This is a genomic window from Accumulibacter sp. (assembly GCF_032229525.1).
Lineage (GTDB): Bacteria > Pseudomonadota > Gammaproteobacteria > Burkholderiales > Rhodocyclaceae > Accumulibacter.
This window is the reverse complement of sequence record NZ_JAVTWB010000049.1, coordinates 72,482-97,102: the sequence shown is the minus strand read 5'-3', so window position 1 is coordinate 97,102 and position 24,621 is coordinate 72,482. Positions and strand designations below refer to the sequence as shown.

At 61.3% G+C, this 24,621-nt stretch carries 25 protein-coding genes and 4 pseudogenes; 16 read left to right on the top strand and 13 right to left on the bottom strand.

All coding sequences use genetic code 11. The features are described from left to right. Together RUW20_RS03580 and RUW20_RS03575 are read right to left on the bottom strand one after the other, a co-directional pair. A partial coding sequence (locus tag RUW20_RS03580; protein ID WP_313950821.1) for a Crp/Fnr family transcriptional regulator occupies positions 1–704 on the bottom strand: 704 nt, incomplete at its 3' end. 227 nt (positions 705–931) lie between these two features. Beyond that, positions 932–1,669 (bottom strand): Crp/Fnr family transcriptional regulator, encoded by a 738-nt coding sequence (locus RUW20_RS03575; protein ID WP_313950820.1) that lies wholly within the window; start codon positions 1,667–1,669, stop codon positions 932–934. A 233-nt stretch (positions 1,670–1,902) separates the two neighbouring features. On the opposite strand from RUW20_RS03575, the gene RUW20_RS03570 reads away from it, so the two are divergent. The 5 genes and pseudogenes from RUW20_RS03570 to RUW20_RS03550 form a co-directional block, all read left to right on the top strand. Beyond that, positions 1,903–2,193 (top strand): hypothetical protein, encoded by a 291-nt coding sequence (locus RUW20_RS03570; protein ID WP_313950819.1) that lies wholly within the window; start codon positions 1,903–1,905, stop codon positions 2,191–2,193. Positions 2,194–2,520: 327 nt separating this feature from the next. Next, positions 2,521–2,742: an osmotically-inducible lipoprotein OsmB gene (locus tag RUW20_RS03565; RefSeq protein ID WP_313950818.1), complete on the top strand. Its 222-nt coding sequence runs from the start codon at positions 2,521–2,523 to the stop codon at positions 2,740–2,742. A gap of 68 nt (positions 2,743–2,810) precedes the next feature. Beyond that, positions 2,811–3,059 (top strand): hypothetical protein, encoded by a 249-nt coding sequence (locus RUW20_RS03560; RefSeq protein WP_313950817.1) that lies wholly within the window; start codon positions 2,811–2,813, stop codon positions 3,057–3,059. A gap of 49 nt (positions 3,060–3,108) precedes the next feature. Continuing rightward, positions 3,109–3,543, top strand: a pseudogene (locus RUW20_RS03555) (F0F1 ATP synthase subunit A); the annotation flags it as partial. Positions 3,544–3,619: 76 nt separating this feature from the next. Continuing rightward, positions 3,620–3,919 (top strand): annotated as a pseudogene (locus RUW20_RS03550) (F0F1 ATP synthase subunit B); the annotation flags it as partial. Positions 3,920–3,923: 4 nt separating this feature from the next. Here RUW20_RS03550 and RUW20_RS03545 read toward each other — a convergent pair. Further along, positions 3,924–4,052: pseudogene (locus RUW20_RS03545) on the bottom strand (IS3 family transposase); the annotation flags it as partial. A 197-nt stretch (positions 4,053–4,249) separates the two neighbouring features. On the opposite strand from RUW20_RS03545, the gene RUW20_RS03540 reads away from it, so the two are divergent. Further along, positions 4,250–4,540: a DUF3579 domain-containing protein gene (locus tag RUW20_RS03540; RefSeq protein ID WP_313950816.1), complete on the top strand. Its 291-nt coding sequence runs from the start codon at positions 4,250–4,252 to the stop codon at positions 4,538–4,540. Between the two features lie 173 nt (positions 4,541–4,713). On the opposite strand, the gene murA is transcribed toward RUW20_RS03540, so the two are convergent. Genes murA through RUW20_RS03490 form a run of 10 tightly spaced genes read right to left on the bottom strand, consistent with a single transcriptional unit; the run spans position 4,714 to position 11,723 of the window. Then, the gene (gene murA / locus RUW20_RS03535) at positions 4,714–5,976 is read right to left on the bottom strand and encodes a UDP-N-acetylglucosamine 1-carboxyvinyltransferase (RefSeq protein WP_313950815.1); all 1,263 of its coding nucleotides are present in this window, start codon (positions 5,974–5,976) and stop codon (positions 4,714–4,716) included. Continuing rightward, a complete protein-coding gene (locus RUW20_RS03530; protein WP_409559292.1) occupies positions 5,969–6,211 on the bottom strand; it encodes a BolA family protein in 243 nt (80 codons plus the stop codon). Before RUW20_RS03530 ends, murA begins: the two co-directional genes overlap by 8 nt. 6 nt (positions 6,212–6,217) lie before the next feature. Next, positions 6,218–6,970, bottom strand: a complete 753-nt coding sequence (locus RUW20_RS03525) for an ABC transporter permease (protein ID WP_313950827.1) — start codon at positions 6,968–6,970, stop codon at positions 6,218–6,220. Continuing rightward, entirely contained in the window at positions 6,970–7,893 is a 924-nt protein-coding gene (locus RUW20_RS03520) for an ABC transporter ATP-binding protein (RefSeq protein WP_313950813.1), read from the bottom strand. The genes RUW20_RS03525 and RUW20_RS03520 overlap by 1 nt, the downstream gene beginning before the upstream one ends. A 35-nt stretch (positions 7,894–7,928) precedes the next feature. Beyond that, complete coding sequence (locus tag RUW20_RS03515) at positions 7,929–8,222, bottom strand: STAS domain-containing protein (protein ID WP_313950812.1); 294 nt, start codon at positions 8,220–8,222, stop codon at positions 7,929–7,931. Further along, positions 8,219–8,839, bottom strand: a complete 621-nt coding sequence (locus RUW20_RS03510; protein ID WP_409559291.1) for a phospholipid-binding protein MlaC — start codon at positions 8,837–8,839, stop codon at positions 8,219–8,221. The genes RUW20_RS03515 and RUW20_RS03510 overlap by 4 nt, the downstream gene beginning before the upstream one ends. A gap of 60 nt (positions 8,840–8,899) precedes the next feature. Then, complete coding sequence (locus tag RUW20_RS03505) at positions 8,900–9,616, bottom strand: VacJ family lipoprotein (RefSeq protein ID WP_313950810.1); 717 nt, start codon at positions 9,614–9,616, stop codon at positions 8,900–8,902. Between the two features lie 15 nt (positions 9,617–9,631). Further along, positions 9,632–10,102: an outer membrane lipid asymmetry maintenance protein MlaD gene (gene mlaD / locus RUW20_RS03500; RefSeq protein WP_313950809.1), complete on the bottom strand. Its 471-nt coding sequence runs from the start codon at positions 10,100–10,102 to the stop codon at positions 9,632–9,634. Next, on the bottom strand, positions 10,099–10,917 hold the full coding sequence (gene mlaE, locus RUW20_RS03495) for a lipid asymmetry maintenance ABC transporter permease subunit MlaE (RefSeq protein WP_313950808.1): 819 nt from the start codon (positions 10,915–10,917) through the stop codon (positions 10,099–10,101). Before mlaE ends, mlaD begins: the two co-directional genes overlap by 4 nt. After that, positions 10,914–11,723 carry an ABC transporter ATP-binding protein gene (locus RUW20_RS03490; protein WP_313950807.1) on the bottom strand — a complete coding sequence of 270 codons (810 nt, stop codon included), beginning with the start codon at positions 11,721–11,723 and terminating at the stop codon, positions 10,914–10,916. Before RUW20_RS03490 ends, mlaE begins: the two co-directional genes overlap by 4 nt. A gap of 141 nt (positions 11,724–11,864) precedes the next feature. On the opposite strand from RUW20_RS03490, the gene RUW20_RS03485 reads away from it, so the two are divergent. The 10 genes and pseudogenes from RUW20_RS03485 to RUW20_RS03440 all read left to right on the top strand — a co-directional run. Then, on the top strand, positions 11,865–13,322 hold the full coding sequence (locus RUW20_RS03485) for a sigma-54 dependent transcriptional regulator (RefSeq protein WP_313950806.1): 1,458 nt from the start codon (positions 11,865–11,867) through the stop codon (positions 13,320–13,322). Then, entirely contained in the window at positions 13,322–14,788 is a 1,467-nt protein-coding gene (locus RUW20_RS03480; RefSeq protein WP_313950805.1) for an AAA family ATPase, read from the top strand. Before RUW20_RS03485 ends, RUW20_RS03480 begins: the two co-directional genes overlap by 1 nt. Positions 14,789–14,900: 112 nt before the next feature. Then, entirely contained in the window at positions 14,901–16,709 is a 1,809-nt protein-coding gene (locus tag RUW20_RS03475) for a type II and III secretion system protein (RefSeq protein ID WP_313950804.1), read from the top strand. Then, positions 16,706–17,965 carry a tetratricopeptide repeat protein gene (locus tag RUW20_RS03470; RefSeq protein ID WP_313950803.1) on the top strand — a complete coding sequence of 420 codons (1,260 nt, stop codon included), beginning with the start codon at positions 16,706–16,708 and terminating at the stop codon, positions 17,963–17,965. The genes RUW20_RS03475 and RUW20_RS03470 overlap by 4 nt, the downstream gene beginning before the upstream one ends. A 45-nt stretch (positions 17,966–18,010) precedes the next feature. Then, entirely contained in the window at positions 18,011–19,723 is a 1,713-nt protein-coding gene (locus RUW20_RS03465; protein WP_313950802.1) for a GspE/PulE family protein, read from the top strand. A gap of 7 nt (positions 19,724–19,730) precedes the next feature. Then, positions 19,731–20,933: a type II secretion system F family protein gene (locus RUW20_RS03460; protein ID WP_313950801.1), complete on the top strand. Its 1,203-nt coding sequence runs from the start codon at positions 19,731–19,733 to the stop codon at positions 20,931–20,933. Between the two features lie 4 nt (positions 20,934–20,937). Then, complete coding sequence (locus tag RUW20_RS03455) at positions 20,938–22,479, top strand: hypothetical protein (RefSeq protein ID WP_313950800.1); 1,542 nt, start codon at positions 20,938–20,940, stop codon at positions 22,477–22,479. Beyond that, positions 22,476–23,078: a hypothetical protein gene (locus RUW20_RS03450; RefSeq protein WP_313950799.1), complete on the top strand. Its 603-nt coding sequence runs from the start codon at positions 22,476–22,478 to the stop codon at positions 23,076–23,078. The genes RUW20_RS03455 and RUW20_RS03450 overlap by 4 nt, the downstream gene beginning before the upstream one ends. A 21-nt stretch (positions 23,079–23,099) precedes the next feature. After that, a complete protein-coding gene (locus RUW20_RS03445; protein ID WP_313950798.1) occupies positions 23,100–23,567 on the top strand; it encodes a hypothetical protein in 468 nt (155 codons plus the stop codon). 132 nt (positions 23,568–23,699) lie between these two features. Beyond that, a pseudogene (locus tag RUW20_RS03440) lies at positions 23,700–24,621 on the top strand (hypothetical protein); the annotation flags it as partial.

Below are 24,621 nucleotides of genomic sequence, written 5' to 3'. Positions count from 1 at the left end.
CCCAGCGCTCGGGCGTAAGTGGCGTTGTCGGCCTGGTAGCAGCCGCAGGAAGCGGCTTCCAGGCCGCCGCGGTCGAGAATCGTGATATTCCCGCGACTGTAGCTGATCAGCTTGCGCTTTTGCAGTGAAGTGGCCGCCTTGGTCACACCTACCCGACGCACGCCCAGCAGGGAGGCCAGGAATTCGTGTGTGCCATGAAATGCGCCCGAGTGCGCCCGGTCCTGCGTCATCAAGAGGCAACGGGCGAGACGCTCTTCGACGACATGAAAGCGGGTGCACGCGGTTGACTGCGCCAGTTGCCCCATCACCACGTGGAGGTAACGCTTGAGCAGCCTGTGCAGCGCCGGACTGAGTTCGAGTTCGCGGCGAAACGGCGCCGCGTCCATTCGCAGTGCAAGGCCACCGCCCTGGACCAGGGCGCTGAGCGGCGAAACATCGACCCCGAGGATAAGCGAGATCCCGAGCATGCCTTCGTCGCCGACCAGACCCACCTCCAGGCTGGCACAATCGTCGATCGGCGCCAGCAGGGATATGTAGCTGGTGGTGGGAAAGAAGACGTGCTGAATACGCTCGCCGGGTTTGGCCAGGACCTCGGCAAACGTCAGTTCGACGGACTCGCAGGCCGCCAGAAGACGCCGACGCTCTTTGCGCGGCAGGCCTTCGATCAGCCGATTCGGGCCAGCGGCAGACTTGGCAATTGGCACGACGCCCTTCCGGATGCAAAGAAGAAACCGGCAAGCGGAGAAGTGGTGCTGCTATCCCGTTGCCGGATACGGGACACGAGCCAATCGCGTCGCCCGCGTGAACAGGTCATGGCGCAGAGCGTGGATGAAAAGCTGGCGACTGTCTGGGCGGTAGCGCACATAACCGCGCCGCCACGCGGCGCATGCGACACCCCGGGAGCGATTGCGGTGGCAGCCGATCCGTCGGCTTAGCGGGTGATCGCCTCCGGCAGCAGGCGCTCGAACTCCTTCCTGACGACCGCGTAACACTCGCAGCAGCGCGCCTCCAGACCCGCCCGGTCGAGTACGGTGATGTGCCCGCGCTGATACTCGATCAAGCCGGCGCGCTGCAAGTTGCCGGCGGCCTCGGTAACACCCTCGCGGCGTACGCCGAGCATGTTGGCGATCAGTTCCTGCGTCATCACCAGTTCGTTCGAGAGCAGGCGGTCGAGGGAAAGCAGCAGCCAGCGGCACAGCTGCTGGTCGAGCGAATGATGGCGGTTGCACACCGCCGTCTGCGCCATCTGCGTCAGCAGCGCCTGGGTGTAGCGCAGCAACAGACGTTGCATCGGGCCGGCGCGATAGAACTCATCCTTCAGCAGCTGGTCCTTCAAGCGATAGGCGTGTCCGGCGCTTTGCACCACCGCTCGGCTCGACGTGCTTTCGCCGCCCATGAACAGCGACACACCGACGACCCCCTCGTTGCCGACGACGGCGATCTCAGCCGACGAGCCGTCCTCCATGACATAGAGCAGGGAGACGATCGAGGTGGTCGGGAAATAGACATGGCGCATCTGAATGCCAGACTCATAGAGCGCCTCGGCGAGCGGCATCGGCACCAGCTCCAGACTGGGCAGGAGGCGCGCGAACTCGTCCGCCGGCAGGGCGGCGAGCAGGTGGTTCTGGCGCGGGTCATGCGTGGCGGGGACACGGGGGAGTGGCGGCATGGCGGTTCACCCAGGCATCAGCAGCGGTCGGACGACGTTGCCGACGCCGTGGGATTGAAGATTCGAGGGGTGTTGACTATACACGCCGCCGTATTGGCTATGTGCAGCAGCGCACAGACGCCCCCGGGCGTTCGGCGCAGCCTCTGCAAGCTCATGGCGAGGAGCGGAGGATAGGCCTCACCCGTGCCACCGCCGCCGCTTGTTTTCAATTGCAAACAGTCACCGGAACGCACATGGACAACCCGCAATTCACGACCCAAGTGGCTCTGGAGTTTCATCGCCGCGTGGCGGCGATCATCGCTGCCGTCCAGGCCGGAATGGGGAACAACGGCGTGCCCGAGCTGCTCGGCTACGCCACCGACTTCGCCGTCGGCGAGGCCCGCGGACAGCAGACCCTGGTGCTGAAGAGCCGCCGCCGTTCGAGCTATGTGCGCTTGCACTGGGAAACCATCCTCGGCGACGGCCCCGCTGATCGGCAACTGGTGGACGACGCCATTCAGAGTGCGATCAACGAACTCGCCTGAGCGGTTATGGCTGCCGCCGAACTGCCATGCAGGCCAGCGTACCGAGCACGTTCTGAATTCGCTGGCTAATTGCTTGCCTGGCCAATCGCCTCACTTCCTGTGCGGCGTTGCACGAGCCAGCCCCCCCTGAATTGGGCGCCTATGTTCGCTGGCAGACAGACCGCCAAAGCGGTTCTGCCTAGCCTGAAGTGATCCGGGCCGGCAACTGTGCAGCGACTGCGCCGTGGCGAAACCAACTGCTTGTTGGGCACGTCGTAAGCCGTAGCGTGGCGTAGCGAACCAGGCAAGACGCGCCAGAAACACCATCTTTTACCAAGAGGTAAGCCGATGAAAACGATTCGCAGATTTGCGTTCAGCGCGCTCGCCGCAGCTGTTCTGTTTGGCCTCGGTGCTTGTGCGGAGATGTCGGCGCAGGACAAAAGTACCAGCATCGACGCCGGCGCCGACGCCCTCGGCGTAGCCACTCTTCCCGACGGCAGCAGCGTCGGAACCGTCGGCGGCGCCCCTGTCGGCGGCGTGATCGGCCACGACGTCGGCAAGAAGAAGTGACGCGCCTTGCCCCTGGCAGGTGCCCGACGCCGGCGCGTTACCCGGATCCCGCAGTCAAGGCGACCATCATGCTCACTCCGACAGCGGGACAATCGAATTACCAGGAGGTATCAGAGATGAAACACGGTGGATCAATCAGCACAGTTTTGCTCGTCAGCGCCCTGCTATTGGCGCTATCCGCTTGCCAGAAGCACGAAGGCGAAGGCCCGGCGGAGCACGCAGGAAAGGAAATCGACAAGGTGGTCGAGAAGGCGGGACAGCAGGTCGAGAAAGCCGGTGAAGCCATCCAGGATGCGGCCAAAGGCGACAAGAAATAGGATGTGGCAAACGGGCGCGACTAAACGTATCGCAACGTCCCTTTTCTGAATGCTGAATGGCACGATCGTGTTCACCTGGGGGCTGATGCTGCTGCTGACCGTCGGCTCCCTGCTGATCACACGCAAACTTTACACCGCGCCGAAACGCTAGCGCTGGCAGAATTTGCTTGAAATCGTCGTCACCGGCATCGAACAACAGATTGAAGATGTGGGCCTGTCCCATGCGCGGAACTTTCTCCCCTTTCTCGGCACCTTGTGCCTGTTTGTCGCCAGCGCTGCGCTGTGCACTGTCATTCCCCGCTATGAGCCGCCGACCGGTTCGCTGTCGACCACGGCGGCGCTGGCCCTGTGCGTGCTGGTGGCGATACAGCTGTTCGGCATCGAAGACCAGGGCATGGGCGGCTGCTTCAAGTCGTACATCGAGCCAACGATGATCATGCTGCCGTTCAACATCAGCAGTGAAATCTCGCACACCCTGGCGCTTCGTGGTCTCGATGATCCTGATTTTCGCCAACCCGTTCTGGAATCACGTCATCGCCCAGCGCGCGGAAAGATAAGCCCTGCTGAACGACTGGTTCACCGTCGGCGCACAAGCGCTCAACTTCCTCATCCTGGTGTGGTTGATGAAGCGCTTTCTTTACCAGCCGATTCTTCACGCCATTGATGCCCGCGAGAAGCGGATCGCCGCCAAACTCGCCGATGCCGCTGCGAAAAAAACCGAGGCAAAAAATGAGCGCGATGAGTTCCTGCACAAGAACGACCAGTTCGACCAGCAGCGCGCAGCCCTGTTGACCAAGGCGACCGAAGAGGCGAAGACAGAACGCCAGCGCCTGTTCGATGAAGCGCGCAAGGCTGCGGATGGTCGGTGATCTGATTGGGGCGAACGTCATACTGCTGCGCCAACTCGACCAGCGTCTTGTCACCCTTCAGCGCGGCAAGTGCCACTGGCGCTTTGAATGTCGCTGAGTGGTTCCGTGTTGTCCTTCTCGTCATGCTCTTGCTCCTGGTAGGGGCCGCTTGCGCGGCCCTGATTCGGGGCGAGGCTATCACTTGTCCAGCTGTCCGAATTTACGGGGCCCGCTCTATCAATGGCCTTTCTGCTAAAATCACGCTGTCGACTTAGTTCGCTGGCGCTCAAGGCCCTTGCCCGCGGACATTAGGCGACTAACCCGTTACGGCACCACCGAGATATGACTACTTCGTCGCACTCCTCTTTTATCATTATCGGCCTGACCACTGCAGGCAAGAAGTTCCGCCCCAGCGACTGGGCCGAGCGACTCTGCGGGGTTCTGTCGGCTTTTGGCGCCGAAAAGAGAATGAGGTATTCGCCCTACGTCGGGCCACGGAACCACAAAGGTGAAAAAGCCGTTTTCGTGGACGGCCGCCTGTACGAAGTGGAGCCGATGGCCTATCGATTTGTCCTTAACTTCGCACAGGACAACGATCTCCAAGTGATCGAGGGGCTCTCCCCAAGCCGGTAGTCGACACCACCCCACGTTGCTTCGACCTGGGTATCAAGGTATCGCTGGCGTTCAAGCAGTGACAAAGCACCCGAGCGGCTTGGCGAGCGCTCAGGTTTGCGCACCGGCCTGGCGACAATTCCGGCCGAGCCCGCTAGGCGGGTGACGCAGATCGCTGGCCGATCGGCGCTGGTTCAGCGGACCCGGCTGACGCGTGCCCCGAGTTGGCCGAGCTTCTCTTCCATTCGTTCGTAACCGCGGTCGAGGTGATAGATGCGTTCGATCAGCGTCTCGCCCTGCGCCACCAGGCCGGCGATGACCAGGCTGGCGGAAGCGCGCAGGTCGGTCGCCATTACCGTCGCGCCATCGAGATGCTCGACGCCGGTGACCATGGCGTTGCTGGCGTCGATCTTGATGTCTGCCCCCAGGCGGATCAGTTCGACCGCGTGCATGAAACGATTTTCGAAAATCGTCTCGCGAATCACGGCCGATCCCTCGGCGACACAGTTGATGGCCATGAACTGGGCCTGCATGTCGGTCGGAAAAGCCGGATAGGGGGAGGTGCGGATACTGACCGCCTTCAGTCTCGGCGGTGCCTGCAGGGTGATCGCCGCACGCTCGGTGACCACCTCGCAACCGGCGTCGAACAACTTGTCGACCACCGCGTCGAGATAGGCCGCCGAAGTGTTCGTCAGGCGAATGCTGCCCCCGGTCGCCGCAGCAGCGCAAAGATAGGTACCCGTCTCGATGCGGTCGGCCATGATCGCATGCGTCGCCCCGTGCAGGCGCTCGACACCCTGGATACGAATCCTGTCGGTCCCCGCGCCAGCGATCTGCGCCCCCATCGAAACGAGACAGTTGGCCAGATCGACCACCTCGGGCTCTCGCGCCGCATTCTCGACAATCGTCTCGCCCCTGGCCAGCACCGCCGCCATCATCAGGTTCTCGGTACCGGTCACGGTAACCATATCGGTAACGATACGCGCGCCTTTCAGCCCGCCTTTGCCAACTGCCCGAGCATGGATATAGCCGTGTTCGACATGAATCTCGGCGCCCATGGCCTGCAGTCCCTTGATGTGCTGTTCGACCGGCCGCGCACCAATCGCGCAGCCACCCGGCAACGACACCCGCGCCTCACCATGACGCGCCAGCAGAGGACCGAGGACGAGAATCGCTGCCCGCATGGTCTTGACCATGTCGTACGGGGCGAGTGGGTTGTCGAGACCCTTGCTGTTCAGGACCAGCCCATCGACACCCTCGTCGGCGACATCGACGCCCATCTGCGCGATCAGGCGCAGCATCGTCGAGATATCCTTGAGCCGCGGCACGTTGGTCAGGTGGAGCGGCTCGGAGGATAGCAGGCTGGCACAGAGAATCGGCAGCGCCGCATTCTTGGCGCCCGAAATCGCTATCTCGCCCGAGAGCCGCGTGCCACCCTGGATCAGCAGCTTATCCACGGGTCTTGGCCCATTCCTCAGGGGTCTGGGTCTTCATCGACAGGGCATGGAGTTCACCGCTGTCGAAATGCGCACGCAGCACTTCGTTCACCCGTTGCTGCCGCTGGACGCGGCTCTTGCCGACGAACTCGGCGCTGACGATCAGGGCCTCGAAATGCTGCCCATCACCAGCGACGTCCAGATGTTCGCACGACATTCCGTCGGCGAGGATGCTACGAACTTGTTCAGGGTGCATCATGACTCATGACCTCAATTTGTAACCGCTGCCGAGGAGTGCCAGCGTAGCCGCCGACACCAGCAGGAAACTTGTGGCGACGACCGCCAGACTGACTCCCGGTGCCACGTCGGAAACACCGAAAAAACCGAAGCGAAAGCCGTCAATCATATAGAACACGGGATTGAAGCGCGATACGCGCTGCCAGAACTCCGGCAGCGAATGAATCGAGTAGAAGACTCCGGAAAGCATGGTCAGCGGCATGATCAGGAAGTTCTGAAAGCCCGCCAACTGGTCGAATTTGTCCGCCCAGATGCCAGCGATCATGCCCAGAGCCCCCATGATCCCGCCACCGAACACAATGAAAATCAGAATCCACAACGGCGCGGCAAAAGAGAGCGTCGCAAACCAGGCGGTCACCAGCAGCACCCCGACGCCCACCATCAGGCCACGCAGCATGGCGGCCACAACATAGGCGAGAAAGAATTCGACGTAAGAAATTGGCGGCAGGAGAACGAATACAATGCTGCCCGTCACCTTCGCCTGAATCAGGCTCGACGAACTATTGGCAAAGGCATTCTGCAGCGCCGACATCATCACCAGCCCGGGAATCAGAAAAGCGCCGTAGGGGACGCCGTGAACCCGCACATGCGCCTCGAGGACGTGCGAGAAAATCATCAGGTAAAGCAGCGCGGTCAGCACCGGCGCTCCGACCGTCTGAAAGCTGACCTTCCAGAAGCGTAGCAGTTCCTTGTAGAGCAGGGTCCGGAAGCCATTCATCATGACGCGGCTTGCCTTGCGCTATCCGCGCTCTGCATCACGCCGAGAAAGACATCCTCGAGGTCGGGTTGTGTCAGACGCAAGTCCTCGATGGCACAGCCTGCCTCACGCAGTGCCGCCAGCAGAGGCTCCAATTCATCGAGACCGGCGAGGTGGAAACTCCACGTCCCGTCACTCTCGATCGCGCGCGCCAGCAATGATAGTGGTAGAGGCTGCGGTCCCGCCAGGCGAAGGTTGAGGGTCTGGCCAGAGAAGCGCGCCAGCAGGTTGCGGGTCGAATCCAATGCCACCACGCTACCCTGTTTGAGCATCGCGATGCGCCCGCACAGGGCTTCAGCCTCCTCAAGGTAATGCGTCGTCAAGACAATTGTGTGCCCATCCCGATTGAGGCGCCGAACAAAATGCCACAGGCCCTGACGCAACTCGACGTCGACCCCGGCGGTTGGTTCGTCGAGGACGATCACCGGCGGCTTGTGCACCAGGGCCTGGGCGACGAGAACACGTCGCTTCATCCCACCCGACAGGCGCCGCATGTTGATGTCGGCCTTGGCGGTCAGATCGAGGTTGGCGAGAATCTCGTCAATCCAGTCATCGTTGTTGCGGATTCCGAAATAGCCCGACTGGATACGCAGGGTCTCGCGTACCGAAAAGAAGGGGTCGAACACCAGTTCCTGGGGCACCACGCCAAGCCGGCAACGTGCTTTGCGGTAGTCGCCGAGCACGTCGTAGCCCATCACGGTGAGTTTTCCGGCGTCCGGTCGAAGGAGACCGGCCAGGCACGAGATCAAGGTCGTCTTGCCCGCCCCATTGGGGCCAAGTAGCCCGAAGAACTCGCCTTCGTCAATCTGCAGCGAAACGCCAGCTAGCGCTCGTAGCGACCCGAAGCGCTTTTCGACCTGTTCAATGGAAACAGCGACGCTCATGGCATCGGCACTGAAAACACCGCTGCGCCGCCCGGTCAGGCGAGCGGGAGCAGTTCGGATACGCCGTAGAGCGCTGCCAGGCTGATCATGCTTGCCGGTGGATTGGCAATGCGCAAAGTGACGCCGCGCTCACCACCCCTCTGTTGCCAGGCAAAAATAACGCTCAGGGCCGACGAATCAACTTCGTCGACGCCCGCGAGGTCGAGTAGCGTCTCGCCCGACTGCTGGCCCGAACGCAGGAGGCGATGGCCGGCTTCAAGCAGGGCGCGGGCGTTGGCAATAACCATCGGCGCCGTGACCCGCAGCCCGCCTTCCGCTTCCTCGATCACTTCTTGCCAGCTTCGAGTTGCTTGTTTCTATCGGTCAGCATCTTGATCAGGCCGTCGATACCGTTGTTACGGACTTCTTCCGAGAAGGTGCCCCGGTAGTTGGTCACCAGGCTGACGCCGGCAACCATGACATCGTACACCTTCCATCCGCTGCCCTGCTTTTCCAACGCGTAATTGAGCTGAACCGGCTTGTTCCCGGGCTGGATGACTTCAGTCTTGACCACCACGTCAGTCTCACCCGCCACCGGCTTGCTTGGCTTGTAGGCGACGGTCTGGTCCTTGTACGAGGTCAGCGCGTTGGAGTAGGTGCGTAGCAACAGCTTCTTGAATTCTTCCGACAGCTGCTTCTTCTGCTCCGGAGTCGCCTTGTTCCAGTTGCGTCCGACGGCCAGCGCGGTCATCCGATGAAAATCGAAATACGGCAGCACCTTGGTCTCGACCAGCGCGATGGCCTTCGTCGTGTCGCCACTCTGGATGTCTTTGTCCTGGCGAACGATGGTCAATACGTCGTCGGTGACGTGCTGGACCAGGGCATCAGGCGAACGCTCCTGCGCAACGGCGGAGCCAGCCAGCAAGAACAGAGCGAACAACAATGGCAGTAGATATCTCATAAACATTTCCGTGCAAGAATGGATTCAGCTTGGCGCCGCATTGCGTGCGCCCGCCTGGGTAAGCTGCTAATAGTCAAGCGGCATGCGTGGTGGGTCACCGTCGTAAATCTCGCTGCGGCGATGCTGCAGGTACGCATCCCTGATATAGATGTACTTGTCGAACGCCGCCTCTTCGATCACCTTGTCGGACGACAAGGCGCTGGCGCGCAGGTCGGTGTAGCGGACCGCCACCAGGCTGTTACGCAACGGCACATTGTCCACATGCCAGACCGGGTCGTAGGTCGTGTCGACCATCCAGCCGAAGGTGTCACGGGTGGTACGCGGCCCGATGATTGGCCAGTAGAAGTAGGGGCCATCAGGGACGCCCCACTTGCCGAGAGTCTGGCCGAACTCTTCCGAATGCTTGGTCAAGCCCACTTCACTGGCCACGTCGAAGGCACCACCGATACCGATGGTGCTGTTGATCAATACCCGACCGACATCGGAGAGTGCGTCGCCACCCTTGCCCTGCAACAGGTTGTTGATCGCGGTCCACGAATCCCAGATGTTGCCGAAGAAGTTGCCAACCGCGACTTGTACAGGCATCGGCGCTACCGCGTCGTAGCCCTGTGCCACGGGTTTGATGACCACCTTGTCAAGGCCTTCATTGACGGAAAACATCGCTCGGTTGAAACCCTCGAAGGGGTCTTTCGGATCGCTCGCTGTCGTCGCGCAACCGCTGGCCGCAAGAGCTGTGGCGACACATGCCCAGGAAGTCAGGCGCGTTGAAAGGTGTGGTTTCACTGTTTTCCTTTCCTTCTATTGTTCGCTTGAACCTTCAGAGGCTTTGTTGAACATGAACTGACTGATCAGGCTCTCCAGCACCACCGCCGATTGTGTCTTGGCGATCACATCGTTGGCATTCAGCATCTTCTCGTCGCCGCCCGGATCAAGCCCGACATACTGTTCGCCCAGCAAGCCGGCGGTCAGAATCAAGGCAAAGGTATCCTTTGGAAAGCGGTAGCGCTCATTGATGCTGAAGGTCACCACGGCCTCGTACGCTTTCGGGTCGAAATGGATGTCGACCACCCGCCCGACCACGACACCCGCGCTCTTGACCGGAGCCCGGACTTTCAGGCCGCCGATATTAGCAAACTTGGCCGTCAGCATGTACGTTTCGGCAAAATTGCCAGCAGACAGGTTGCCGACCTTCAGCGCCAGGAACAGGATCCCAGCCAGCCCCACGGCAACAAAAATTCCGACCCACAGGTCGAGCAGCTTGCGACTCATGCAGCCTCCCGGAACATGAAAGAGGTTAAGACAAAGTCGAGCGCCAGGATTGCCAGCGCGGACTGAACGACGGTGCTCTTGATCGAACTGGAAACGCCTTCGGCCGTCGGTACGGCATCGTAACCCTCGAACACGGCAATCAGCGAAACGGCGACGCCGAAGACAAAACTCTTGATGATGCCACTCCAGATGTCATAGCGAAAATCGACCGACGCCTGCATCTGTGACCAGAACGCGCCTTCATCGACACCGATGAAAACCACTCCGATCAGGTAGCCACCAAACACCCCTGCGGCAGAAAACAGCGCGGCCAGCAAGGGCATCGAGATGACGCCGCCCCAGAAGCGCGGCGCCACCACACGGGCAATCGGGTTCACGGCCATCATGTCCATCGCGGTGAGTTGCTCGGTCGCTTTCATCAGGCCAATCTCGGCGGTGATCGACGAACCGGCCCGTGAAGCAAAAAGTAGGGCTGCGACCACCGGGCCCAGTTCCCGCACCAGCGACAGCGCGACCAGAACCCCGAGCGCCTCGGCGGAACCGTAGCGCTGCAGCGTCTCGTAGCCCTGCATGCCCAGCACCATGCCGATGAACAGTCCCGAAACCATGATAATCAGCAAGGACTGGAAACCGGAAAAATAGAGCTCGCGAATCGTCAGATGCAGACGCCGGAACGACTGCCCGGAGTAAAGCAAGAGCATGACAAAGAAGCGTGCCGCAAAACCCAGCCGCTGCAGCGCCTCGTTGACGCGATGCCCGAGGGCGGAAATTACCGACACCAACGTGCCACGACTGCCCTGCCTCGAACTGCTCATATGGCTTTTTCCCCCAGAAGCTCCTCAGCGAGAGGAGTTGCCGGATAGTGGAAGGGCACCGGTCCGTCAGCTTGAGCGAAAACGAACTGGTGGACAAAGGGGTGCTGCGACGCCCTGATCTCGTCGGGCGTGCCAAGCGCGACGACTTTTCCGTCGGACATGAAGTAGATGTAATCGACGATCTGCAAGGATTCCTGAATGTCGTGGGTGACCATGATCGACGTGGCGCCCAGCGCATCATTCAGCTTGCGGATCAGTTGTCCGATGACGCCCAGGGAGATCGGATCGAGACCGGCAAACGGTTCATCATACATGATCAGCATGGGGTCGAGCGAAATGGCCCTCGCCAGAGCGACCCGTCTGGCCATCCCGCCAGACAGCTCGGCCGGCATCAGTTGATGCGCTCCACGCAGGCCCACGGCATTGAGTTTCATCAACACCATGCTGCGGATCAGCTCGTCCGGCAGATCGGTATGTTCCCGCATCTGATAGGCAACGTTGTCGAACACCGAGATGTCGGTGAACAAAGCGCCGAACTGGAACAGCATGCCCATGCGTCGGCGCAAGGCGTAGAGTTGGTCAGCGCGCAAACGCGGTACCGACAGGCCATCGACCAGGACATCTCCGCCGCTCGGCTTGAGTTGTCCGCCGATCAGCCGCAGCAGCGTGGTCTTGCCGCAACCTGACCCGCCCATGATGGCGACGACCTTCCCCCGCGGGATCTCCATGCTGATACCCTTGAGGATCGGTCGATCATCGTAGGAAAAATCAAGATCCTTGATCTCGACAAGATTATCGGCAGACACTACGGCGTCCTGAGAAAAAAAGAAGGTGAATTATACCGGACGCTCCCACGCGTTCCGTGCCAATTACTTGGCGCGAATACAATTGTGAAATAATGACCCGTCACCCATCCTGCAACGACGGCGCGCGCTTGCATCCTCTCCATGACGGAAATCCCACTGCCCGATAAGCCCCTCTTGCTCATCGTTGATGACGATGCGCTGATCTGCGACACCTTGAGCTATTCCATGAGCCCGCTGTTCGAGGTGGTCACCAGCCACGCGCGGCCGCACTGCCTGCAACTGCTGCGACAATTGCGCAGAGCACCCGAACTGGCACTGGTCGACCTCGGACTGCCGCCCTTGCCGCACCGACCGGACGAGGGTTTTGCGCTGATCTCGGACCTGCTCAAGTTCGCGCCCGGGATCCGCATCGTCGTCCTCTCCGGGCAGAGCGAGGACGGCAATGCACGCCGTGCGCGCACCCTCGGTGCGGCTGACTTCGTGGCCAAACCGTGTGACCCAGGCGACCTCCAGGAAGTTCTCAAGCGCGCGCTGGCCTTTCGCGCGCTGGACGAGCAACGGGATCATCATGGCCAGGATCCGTCACCGCTGATCGGTAACAGTCCGGCCATGCAGAAGTTGCGGGTACAGCTTCGTCAGTATGCCGACCTGCCTTTCCCAGTCCTGATCGAGGGCGAGTCAGGCAGCGGCAAGGAGATCATCGCGTCCAGTTGTCTGCATTACGATACCCGGCGCACCCACAAGCCCTTTCTGGCGCTCAACTGTGCAGCCATCTCGCCGAACCTGGTCGAAGCAACGCTGTTTGGCTACGCCAGAGGTGCGTTTACCGGCGCCATCACCAACAAGGCCGGCTACTTCGAAGACGCTGCCGACGGTACGCTGTTCCTGGACGAAATCGGCGAACTGGCACTCGAACTGCAGGCGAAGCTGCTGCGGGTGCTGGAGAACGGCGAGTATCAACGGGTAGGCGAAACGCAGCAGCGCGTCAGCCGGGCGCGCATCATCGCGGCGACCAACCGCGATCTGCGCAAGGAGGTGCGGTCGGGCAACTTCCGCGCCGACCTCTACCATCGCCTGTCGGTCTGCTCGATCGTTGCGCCGCCCTTGCGCGAGATGGGTGACGACAAGCTTTTCTTTCTCGAGCACTTCCGGCAACTCTACGCAGCGCAGACGCAGCAACTACCGTTCAGCCTCTCTGCCGAGGCGAAAGCACTGTGGCTCGATTACACGTTCCCCGGCAACGTGCGTGAGTTACGCAACATCGTCATCCGCCTGGCCACCAAACACTCGGGGCAGACGGTCGATACCAGCGCCCTGGAAGCCGAGCTTGATCTGCCGGACGAACCGCTGACAAGCGCGGCGAGCGCGACCAGCGGGATCGACGAGACAGCCGGGGACGCGATTATCGCTACCGCCACCCAGCGCCTGCGACAACGCGAGCCCTTCAGTCTCAATGGTCTGCTCGACGCCACCGAGCGCGGCTACATCGAGGCCGCGCTGAAGCTGGCGCACGGCAATGTCAGCCAGGCTGCACGCCTACTCGGCATCCACCGCACGACACTCTACAATCGCATGGAATCTTCGGCGCGGGAGCCCTGATGTATCTGGAGCATTTCGGCCTGCACCAACCGCCTTTTCGCATCACGCCCCATACCGAGTTCTTCTTCGCCGGTGCGAAGCGAGGTGCCACGCTCGAAGCGCTGATCTACGCCATCGCCCATGACGAAGGAATCGTCAAGGTCAGCGGCGAGGTCGGCAGCGGCAAAACGATGCTCTGCCGGATGCTGCTCGAGAAACTGCCGGACAACGTCGAGACGATCTATCTGGCAAACCCGATGCTGTCGCGTGACGAGATTCTGTTCGCCATCGCCGAGGAACTCCGGATTCCCCTTACGGAAGGGCGCAGCCACCTGTTGCTGCGCTCTTTGCAGGAACGTCTGCTGGAAATCTACGCGGCCGGCCGGCAGGTCGTCGCCCTGATCGATGAAGCTCATGCCATGCCTCCGGAGGCGCTCGAAGAAATCCGGCTGCTCTCCAACCTCGAATCGAACCAGCACAAACTTCTCCAGATCGTCCTCTTTGGTCAACCTGAACTGGATGACCGCCTGGGCCAGACGAGCATGCGCCAACTCAACGACCGCATCACGCACAACTTCAGGCTCGAACCGCTGCGCCGCGACGACGTCTCGGTCTATCTGATGTTTCGTCTACGCGCTGCCGGCTACCGTGGCCCGGACCTTTTCTCGACGGCCGCGCTCCAGTTGATCAGCAAGGCGTCCGAAGGCCTCACCCGGCGAATCAACATCATCGCCGACAAGGCGCTCCTCGCCGCTTTCTCGGAAGGTGTTCACCTCGTCGATAGGCGGCAGGTGCAGGCGGCCATACGCGATACCGAGTTCAAGCGTATCGGCAACCATTTCGGCGCCTGGAGGCGATGGGCCGCGGCTACGCTGGGCGTCTTTGTGATCAGCAGCGTGGCCTACTTCGCCGGCCAACAGCATTCAATCAGCACCCCTGCTGCCACGCCGATTGCCGCAGCGCAGCCGATCACCGCAGCGCTGACAGCAGCAACGCCAGCGGCACATCCGGCAGCATCGGACGCATCCGCCGCTTTGCCTTCGAGTGCGACCGCACTGGCTTTGCCCGCGCCGGAAGCGCTACCCCCCGCGTTGGCTCCGGAGGCGTCGCCGACTGTCGCCGCTCCGACAGCCCCGTCGTCAGAACCCCGTGCCGGCGAGACAGAAAACGTCCTCACGCTGGCCGAGCGAACTGCCGCAACCGAAGCCTGGCTTGAGAAGACTCCGGACAGCCATTTCTTCATTCAGTTGCTCATAGCCGACGCCAGCAGCGAGAAAGAGGTGGGCGATTTCCTTGCCAGGAACGCCTCTACACTGGATTTGCAGCAACTTCGCGTCTATCGTTCGAATTTGCGAGGAAGGGAGCGACTGGGCGTCATTTACGGTGACTACCCTTCGCGTGACCAGGCGAATGCGGCCCTGGCCACACTTGGCGAGATCAGAGGGTCGAGCAAACCGTATGTTCGCTCAGTCGGCAAACTGCGTTGAGCAAGCCCTTTTTGCGGACAGAGACACAGCCTAACATAATAAATTCATGCACTTGTCTGCGAGAGTTATCGTGCTATCATCGAGTCGAATTTTCACCGGAGCAAGCGCGAACGTGCCTCTGAAAATCCTCAGCGCCCTTCTTCTTGCGCTTCTCCTTGGCGCCTGCACACCGACGACCCTCAGCGACGGGCCCGGTGCCGGGCATCTGCAGCGCGAGAGTGTGGTCAGCACGCCGGGAACGATTCCGTCGCCGGTTCAGCAAAGCGTCTCATTGCCGCCCCCGAGAGCGACCGCCAAGACCGAAACGTATAGCGTCGTGGTGAACAACGTCAAGGTTCACGACCTGTTATTCGCCCTTGCCCGGGACGCCAAGCTCAACGTGGACATCCATCCGGGAATCGTCGGTGAAGTGACGCTCAACGCCATCGACCAGACCCTGCCGCAATTGCTCCGCCGCATCTCCAAACAGGTGGACATGCGCTTCGAACTCGATGGGCCGAACCTCGCCGTCATGCCCGACACGCCATACCTGAAGAACTACAAGGTCGACTACGTGAATATCGCGCGCGATGTCACGAGCACGCTATCCACCAACACCCAGATCTCGACGAGTGCACTAGATCGCGGTACCGGCGGCGCCAATACCTCTGAGATCAAGATCGAGAACAAGTCGAAGAACCTTTTCTGGGCATCTCTCGAGAAAAATCTCAAGGATCTGCTGCACGAAACCGACAAGATCTTTCCGGAAGGTTCGACCGAGACGGTGACCGAGCAGAGTGCGGCGCAGAGCACGACCGGCACGGGGGCCCCTTCCCCGACGACAGGCGTCGCGGCGCGCTTGAGTCAGGCCGCGCAAACCTTGGCCGGCAGCCCGAATCCGGCAACGCTGCAGAACACTGGCGCCACCATGGTCAAGCGCATGACCTTCCGCGAAGCGGCATCGGTAATCGCCAACCCGGAAGCCGGCGTGATCGCGGTCCGCGCAACCTCGAGGCAGCACGAGAAAGTTCAGGAGTTCCTCGATCGAGTCATGGGCGGCGCACGCCGGCAAGTGCTGATCGAGGCGACGATCATTGAAGTCAGCCTGTCCGATGGCTATCAGCAAGGCATCGAGTGGAATCGCCTGACCAGTGGTACCGACTACAGCATCAGCAAACCGACACTGACGACCAACGTCGGCAGCGCCGTGACGCCTTTCATCATCAAGTACCGCTCCCTCAACCCGCTGAGCCTGGTAGGCACCGTGGACCTGCTACGCGCATTCGGTACCGTTAAAGTGCTGTCTAGCCCGAAGCTATCGGTGCTCAACAACCAGACAGCAACGCTCAAGGTGTCCGAGGATTTCGTCTATTTCGAGGTCAAGACCAGTGCTGTCCCCGGGGGCCCGAACACCAACGCCACCGTGGCCACGACAACCACCCCTCGGTCGGTGTCCATCGGTTTCTTCATGAGCCTGACACCGCAGATCAGTGACAACGGCACCATCACCCTGAACGTCCGCCCGTCGATTTCCAGCATTGCCGAGCTGAAGCAGGACCCCAATCCAGAGCTCGCCGCGCAAAACATCAAGAACCTGGTGCCACAGATTCGCACGCGCGAGATCGAGTCCATGATGCGCGTCGAAAGCGGCGACATTGCGGTCCTCGGCGGCCTGATGGAAGACCGCCTGGATAACCGGAGCGGGCGCGTGCCGGGTCTGGGCGATGTCCCGTTTTTTGGCGAGTTGTTCAACACCCGCAGCAACTCGTCAACGAAATCGGAACTCGTCGTTCTCCTGCGCCCGACGGTGATCAAGGATGCCTCGATCGATGGCGACTACAGCAGTTTCCGGGACGTCCTCCCCGGCAAGAACTTCTTCAAGAGCGATCAGGTCTTCCAGCCGTTCTCGCTTCCTGAACGGCATCCGGAGCCGCTGCAGTGAGCCTGCTGATGGATGCCCTGCGAAAAGCAGAGGAAGCCAAACGGAAGGCCGGCACGACTGGCCGACCCGCCCCCCCCGCTTCACCGACCGAGTTGCGCCTCGATCCTCTGGAAACGCCGCTGGCTCAGGACAAGGATCCGCTCCCGTCGCTTGCCGAGGAGCTCGATGCGGTCGAGGCGAACCTGGCCCCGGAAACGATGGCGCGGTCGTCAAGCAAGCGTGCGCCGACGTTGGCAGCGAAAGCCGCAGACGCCGATCAGCGCCAGGAAGCCGAACGGACTGCCGCCAGGAATGTCTTTGCTGTCAAGCACGTGGCCCGATCACGCACCTCGCTATGGCTCTTCCTCGCGCTCGTCGGCGTGGCAGTGGTGGCGATCGGTGGCTACTTCTGGTGGCAGTTGCAGAGCATCGGCGGCGGATCGCTCGCCAGGCCGACGACCGCGGCCCGACCGCCCGCCATTCAGGCACCACCGGCCTTGCCAGCAAGCACACCTCAACCACCTGTCCTGGCGACGGTGGAAGCCCAGCACCCATCGCCAACTGCGGCCTCAGCGGAGGAGTCTCTCCAGCCGTCACCCGCGCCCAAAGTCAAGGAATCGGCGCCACGCGCACGGCACGCGCCCAGCGCGGCAGCCGGCAACCCGCGTCCTGCTGAAACGCGACTTTTCCAGCCCGGCAACAGCCACCAGAAGCAGGCGCAGACGCTCGACCGCGCCTATCAAGCCTGGGAGGCCAACCGGCTGGATGACGCGCGCCGTGGCTACGAACAAGTCCTCAAGGGTGATTCCAGGAATGCCGACGCGCTGCTCGGCCTGGCGGCGATCGCTGCCCGTCAAGGGCAACTCGAACGCGCCCAGGCCTTCTACCTGCGGGTACTCGACTCCGACCCGACCGACGTTACTGCCCAGGCGGCGCTGATCAACCTGCGCGGGCAGAGTGGCGCGGAGCAATCGGAGAGTCGTCTGAAGACCTTGATCAGCCGCCAGCCGGACTCGCCGGCACTGTATTTTTCACTGGGCAATCTCTATGCCGGGCAGGGCCGCTGGAACGATGGGCAGCAGGCCTATTTTCAGGCCTACTCCCTGGAACCGGGCAACGCCGACTATATTTTCAACGTTGCCGTCAGTCTCGACCACCTTCGCCAGAAGAAACTGGCGGCACAGTACTACCGGATGGCCTTGCTCGCAGCTGAAACATCGTATGCCGCTTTCAATAAGGAAGCGGCGGGGAAACGCATCCTTGAACTGCAACCGTGACTGCGGCAGCGTGCAGCGCCCGCCGTCGCTGAGTTGCTTGTCGATATGAACGCTCCGATTACGCAGACTCATTCGCGACCGCTTGGCCAGATCCTGATCGGCAAGGGCATCCTCAGCGAGGATCAGCTACGCATCGCCCTGCTCGAGCAGATGAAGGCGAACCAGCCGATCGGCAAGCTTCTGGTCTCGCTCGGCTTCGTCTCCGAAGCGACCTTGCGCGACGCGCTTTCCGAAAGCCTGGGCAAGCAGAGTGTCGATCTCTCCCACGCCATCATCGACCCCTCGGCGCTGAACTACGTCCCGCGCGATCTCGCCAAGCGCCACCACGTTCTGCCGCTCGACTACGACGCCGAAAACCTGCGTTTGACGGTGGCGATTGCGGACATCAACGACATTGTTGCCCTTGACCGCATCCGCAGTCTCGCCAGCGACGAGATCGAGATCGATACGCTGCTCGCCGGCGAGACCGAAATCAACCGCGCCATCGACCAGTACTACGGCCATGAACTGTCAATCGACGGTATCCTGCACGAAATCGAAACCGGTGAAATCGACTTTCGCGGCCTGCAATCGTCCGCTGACGAGTACAGCCAGCCGGTCGTCCGCCTGATTGACTCGATTCTCACCGATGCGGTCAAGCGTGACTCGTCCGACATTCACTTCGAGCCGGAAGCGAGTTTCCTGCGCATTCGCTACCGGATCGACGGCATGCTGCGGCAGATCCGCTCCCTGCACAAGACCTATTGGCCGGCAATGGCGGTGCGCATCAAGGTCCTGTCGACGATGAATATCGCCGAAACCCGCGCTCCCCAGGACGGTCGCATCTCGCTCAACATGCGCGGGCGGCAAATCGATTTTCGCGTCTCGGTACAACCGACCATTCACGGCGAGAACATCGTCCTGCGCATTCTCGACCGACAGAAAGGCATCGTGCCGCTGGAAGGTCTCGGCCTGGCCGAGAAGCAGCTCGACCAGCTCAAGCTGATGATCGCGCGTCCGGAAGGCATCGTTTTCGTCACCGGTCCTACCGGCAGCGGCAAGACGACCACGCTCTATTCGGTGCTCAACCACATCAATTCCGAGAGCGTCAACATCATGACGCTCGAGGATCCCGTCGAGTACCCGATGACGCTGGTTCGCCAGACGTCGGCCGCCGAATCGGTGAAGCTCGATTTCGCCAACGGCATCCGCTCGATGATGCGCCAGGATCCGGACATCATCCTGGTGGGTGAAGTGCGCGATGCCGACACCGCCGAGATGGCACTGCGTGCAGCGATGACCGGTCACCAGGTGTATTCGACGCTGCATACCAATTCGGCGATTGGTGCCATCCCGCGCCTGCTCGACATCGGCGTCCTGCCCGACATCATGGCCGGCAACATCATCGGTATCATCGCGCAACGGCTGGTGCGACGGCTGTGCCTCCACTGCAAGACACCTTACCAGGCCGAAGCGCACGAGGCGCGCCTGCTGGGTAACCTGGCGGAGGGACCGAGGCCGGTCATCTACCGGCCGGGAGGCTGCGAGCGCTGCGAATTTCAGGGCTATCGCGGGCGACTGGCGATCATGGAATTGCTGCGGATCAACGCGGACATGGACGAACTGATCGCCCGTCGCAGCACCGTCCGCGAAATGCGCACCCTCGCCGGGCGGCAGGGATTCGCCACTCTCGCCGACGACGGACTGCGGCGCGTTCTCGACGGCTCGACCTCGCTCGAGGAAATCGGCCGGGTCGTCGACCTGACTGACCGGATGTAGGCTCCCGGTGCCGCTATACACTTACAAGGCGGTCAGCCCCGAGGGGCGGATGATGCTCGGCAGGATCGACGCGCTGAACCTGGTTGACCTCGAGATGCGGCTACGGCGCATGGAGCTCGACCTGGTGCGCGGGGAACCGGTGAGCAACCGCAGCCTGTTCGCCAGCGGTGGCGTACCGCGTCGGGAGATGATTCACTTCTGCTTTCATCTTCAACAACTGGTGCGCGCCGGCGTGCCCGTCGTCGAAGGGTTGACCGATCTGCGCGACAGTCTCGAACACCCGCGCTTCCGTGAGGTGGTGGCCAGCCTGATTGAATCGATCGAGGGCGGCCAGACGCTCTCGCAGGCCATGGACAGCCATCGCCGCGTGTTCAGCGGGGTTTTTGTCAGCCTGATTCGGGCGGGGGAAACGACAGGTCGCCTGCCGGAAGTCCTGCGCAGCCTGAACGAATCGCTGAAATGGGAAGACGAACTGGCATCGCAGACCAAGAAGATGATTGCCTATCCCGCCTTCGTCGGCACCATCGTCCTTGCTGCAACCTTCTTCCTGATGGTTTACATGGTCCCACAGCTCAAGTCGTTCGTGAAGAACATGGGGCAAGAGTTACCGACGCAGACGCGCATTCTGTTCTTCATTTCCGACCAGATGGTCGCCTACTGGTATGTCTTGCTGTTGCTGCCGGTGCTGCTCGCCATCGGACTCAGAATCCTGCTGCACACCAATCCCCTGGCACGCTTCCGATTTGACGGCATCAAGCTGCGCATACCCGTCCTGGGTAACATTCTGCGCAAGGTCGTGCTCTCGCGCTTTGCCAACACCTTCGCCCTGCTCTACGCGTCGGGCATACCCATTCTCGAGTCGATCCGCACGACGCAGGACGTCGTCGGCAACCTGGTCATCCGCCAGGGTCTGGAAAGGGTCGAGCAACTGATCGGCGAGGGGCAGAATGTCACCGCCGCGTTCCACAGTACGGGATTCTTCCCACCGCTGGTAATCCGCATGCTGCGCGTCGGCGAAAACACCGGCGCGCTTGACGAGGCACTGATGAATATCAGCTATTTCTATAACCGCGACGTCAAGGAATCGGTCGAGAAAATGCAGCAGTTGGTCGAACCGATGCTCACCGTCGTGATGGGCGCCCTGCTCGGGTGGATCATGCTCTCCGTTCTCGGGCCGGTGTACGACGTGATCAGCAAGATCAAGGTCTAGCACCATGGCCGCCCGTCGTCTCATCTACCTCAGCGGCCATCAGGTATCGGTATTCCAATGGCAATCTGGCGTGCTGGCCAACGAGGGGTCGTTCGACGCCAGCGAAGACGGCCTACGTGCGTTTTCCGGCTACCTTGCGGAGAACGCGAAAAGCATCTTCGTGATCTTGGCCAACGTCGCGGAAGAAGGCTTCCACATAGAAACCATCCCGTTTCTGCGCGGCGAGGATCGCAGGTCGATCGTCGCTCGCAAGCTCGGGCAACTTTTCTTCAACGCCCGACTGACCACATCGCTATCGCTGGGCCACCAGAAGTCGCGGCGCAGGGACGAACGCATTCTGCTCGCCGCGCTTACCAATCACGAGGTATTCGCTCCGTGGCTCGGCATCATGGCCAGCAAAGAGGTGCCACTTGCCGGCATTTACTCGCTACCCCTGCTCGGCCCTTCGCTACTCAAGAAGCTCGGTGTCCCGCAGGAACCCTGCCTGTTGCTGACTATTCAGGACCAGAGCCTCCGCCAGAGTTACCTGGAAAATGGCGAACTGCATTTCAGCCGCCTCACGCCCCTGCAAAACACCAGCATTGGCGGCATCGCGCAGACCTTTTCAACCGAGGCGTCGAAGCTGCAGCAGTATCTGGTCAGTCAGCGTCTCATTGGTCGCAAGCAGGCGCTTACCGCCTACCTTCTGGCACACGCCAACGCCAGGAAGGCAATCGAGAACAGCTGTGTAGACAGCGAAACCTTGTCCTTCACCACGCTCGATATCGAAGATAGCGCCAGCAAGTGCCACCTCAAACTGCTTCCTGCGAGCAGCCACTGCGAACCGCTGTTCCTGAACCTGCTGGCCACGGCTCGGCCAGCCGCCCAGTTTGCCAACGATGAGCAGCGCCACGACTACCACCTCTGGCTCGTTCGCGCCGTACTCCGGGGTGTCGGCGTTCTCGTCATGCTGAGCTGCCTGCTGCTGTCGGGAAAGCAACTTTTCGATGCCCACCAGATCAACCAGGAGATCGCTGTTCTCGGCGAGGAAACCGCGCTGGGCCGCCGCCGTTATGCCGATATCGTCGACACCTTTCCCCCTATCCCGACCAGCAACGAGACGCTGCGTCGGGTAATCGACCGCTACGCGGAACTGGAGAAAAGCAGCATTTCGCCGGCGCCGCTGTACCGCGAAATCAGCCGTGCCCTGGACGGCGCCGCAGCGGTGGAGCTTGATGGCATTGAATGGAAGGTGAGCGCAGTGCGATCCTCGCCGGCTTCCGCCAGCCCGGATGCCTTGAGTTACGATGCGCTGACGGGGGGCACCGAGACGGCCATCGTGCGCGGCACACTGCGCCTTGGTGTCGAGAGTAACCCGCGGCAGGTGCTGGCCGTTTTCAAGCGCTTGGTCGACAAGCTGAAATTCAACCCCGAACTGGAAGTGGAAGTCCTGCAGCAACCTTTTGACGTCGAGTCTGGCAAGTCGCTCAAGGGTGGCGATACGGCGTTCGAAGACGAGCTGCCGCGCTCCTTCAAATTGCGGATCAGCAGGACGATCGGCACATGAAACTTGACCGTGACGATTTTCGCAAGCTTCAGCCCGGCATCTTTGCCGCAGTGCTGATGATTGTGGTCGGGGCGGTCGGGCTATATGTCTCGCACAGCACCAGAGAGGCCGCACAAAAGACGAAAATGACCGTTACGGCGCAATTTCAGGAGGTCGACGGGAAGCTGAAGCGAGTACGTGACGAGGAAAGCGAGGTCAAAGCGAAGTCGATTGTCTTTAACAAGCTCCAGGAGCGTGGCATCATTGGCGAGGAACACCGTTTGGATTGGCTGGAACTCCTGAAGGAGATTCGCGACCGACACCGTCTGATTGACCTTCAGTACGAGATCTCGCCCCAGCATCGGCTCGATGGCACGCAAGAAGGGGACTACAGCTTTTCGGCCAGTACCATGAAGCTGCGCTTGAAACTCTTGCATGAAGAAGACCTCATCCGGCTGCTCGACGACCTGCGCCAACAGGCTAAAGCGCTGATCCGGGTCAACGGCTGTCAGGTCGAACGGCTGCCGGCGACCGGCGATGAGCGGAGCAGTGGGCGGGCTCACCTACTGGCCGATTGCGAAATCGACTGGCTGACGCTGCACGACGTGCGCAGGAAATAGGCAACAGGAAGAGGGTAGCCAATGCGTCAAGTTGCAGTCACAGCCGATCTCACCCTTGCCGTCGCGTTGAGCGCTGGGCTGATGGCCATGGCGGCTTGCCCGGCGACCGCTGCCGAAGACACACTCGGCCGACTGTTCTTCACCCCTGAGCGCCGACAGCAACTCGACTACCAGCGTGAAATGAACATCCTCGACAAGCAGGAACTGCCCGCCGATCCGGTCCTGACTATCGACGGCATCGTCACCCGCAGCAGCGGCAGGCGCACGGCGTGGGTGAATGGCAACCCGCAGCATGAAAACGAACAGTGGAACGACCTGGCGATCACACCGCGGCGCGGCGATCCGGGCAAGGTACTCGTCGAGGGCGGTGATTCACCGGCGGCAAGAGCGAGCGTCGGGCAGACCGTCAATCGCAACACCGGTGAAGCGATCGACCTGCTACACGGCGGTCAGGTCCGGGTTCACTCCCGGCCAGCAGGAACGAAGTAGCCGATGCGGCAAATCGTGGCCATGCCGGTCACCCTCGACTGATCGCGATCTCCAATGAAGAAAATGCGCACCCGAAATGACGCTCCTGGCGGCAAGCGGCGGCAAACGGGCCTGGCGCTAATCGCGATGCTGATGCTGATAGGCCTTTGGGGCCTGTATCTGTTCGTCGGGCAACTCAGTGCAACGCGGTTGCAGGCGGAGCGCGCGGGGAATGCTGCTGCTGCACTTGCCGAGGCAAGGGCGACGCTGATCGGCGATGCGGTCAGTCAGTTACCGATCAGCGCGGCGGGCTATCTGCGTCTGCCCGATCTCGGCGCAAATGCTGGGGCGCTGTCCGAGGGGCGCGCATCCACCAACTTCACCGGTAACGGCAAGGATTTCTCGGTCGTTGGAAAGTTTCCCTGGAAGACGCTGTCCAGCGCAGTGCTGCGCGATGAAGCCGGGGAATGCCTGTGGTACGTGGTGTCAGGCCGTTTCCAAAAAGTCATCAAGACCGATATTCTCAACTGGGATACCCAGGGCCAGATCAACGTTTTCGATGGCGGTGGCAACGCCATCGCCAGCAAGCTTGCCGCGCTGATCGTCGCTCCCGGGCGAGCCTTGGGCAGCCAGAGCCGTGCCCTCGCCGATGCCGCCTACACCGAATGCGGTGGCAACTACGACACCCGCAACTACCTTGACCCCTTCGACAGCAACAACAACATTGCCGGCTACTTGAATTACTTTATCCTCAGCACCAACAACCGGGTCGCCCGGACGGGCGACGACAAGGGTTTCGTGATGACTGGTACCGACTACTACAACGACCGCTTCCTGCTGGTCACCGTCGAGGATATCTTCAACCCGTTGATCAAGCGCAGCGATTTCGCCGGCGCCATCGCCAATCTGCTCGACAGTACGGCGTTCCAGAGCCATCTGCAGGCGATCGCGATCACCGGTAGCAAGGGAACCGACTCGGTTCAGTGCAGCCAGGCACCAGACTCGGTCTTTTGCGACAACTGGAAGGAAATGCTGCTCCTGACCCAGTTGCCGACGCCCGCACAGATCACCATTG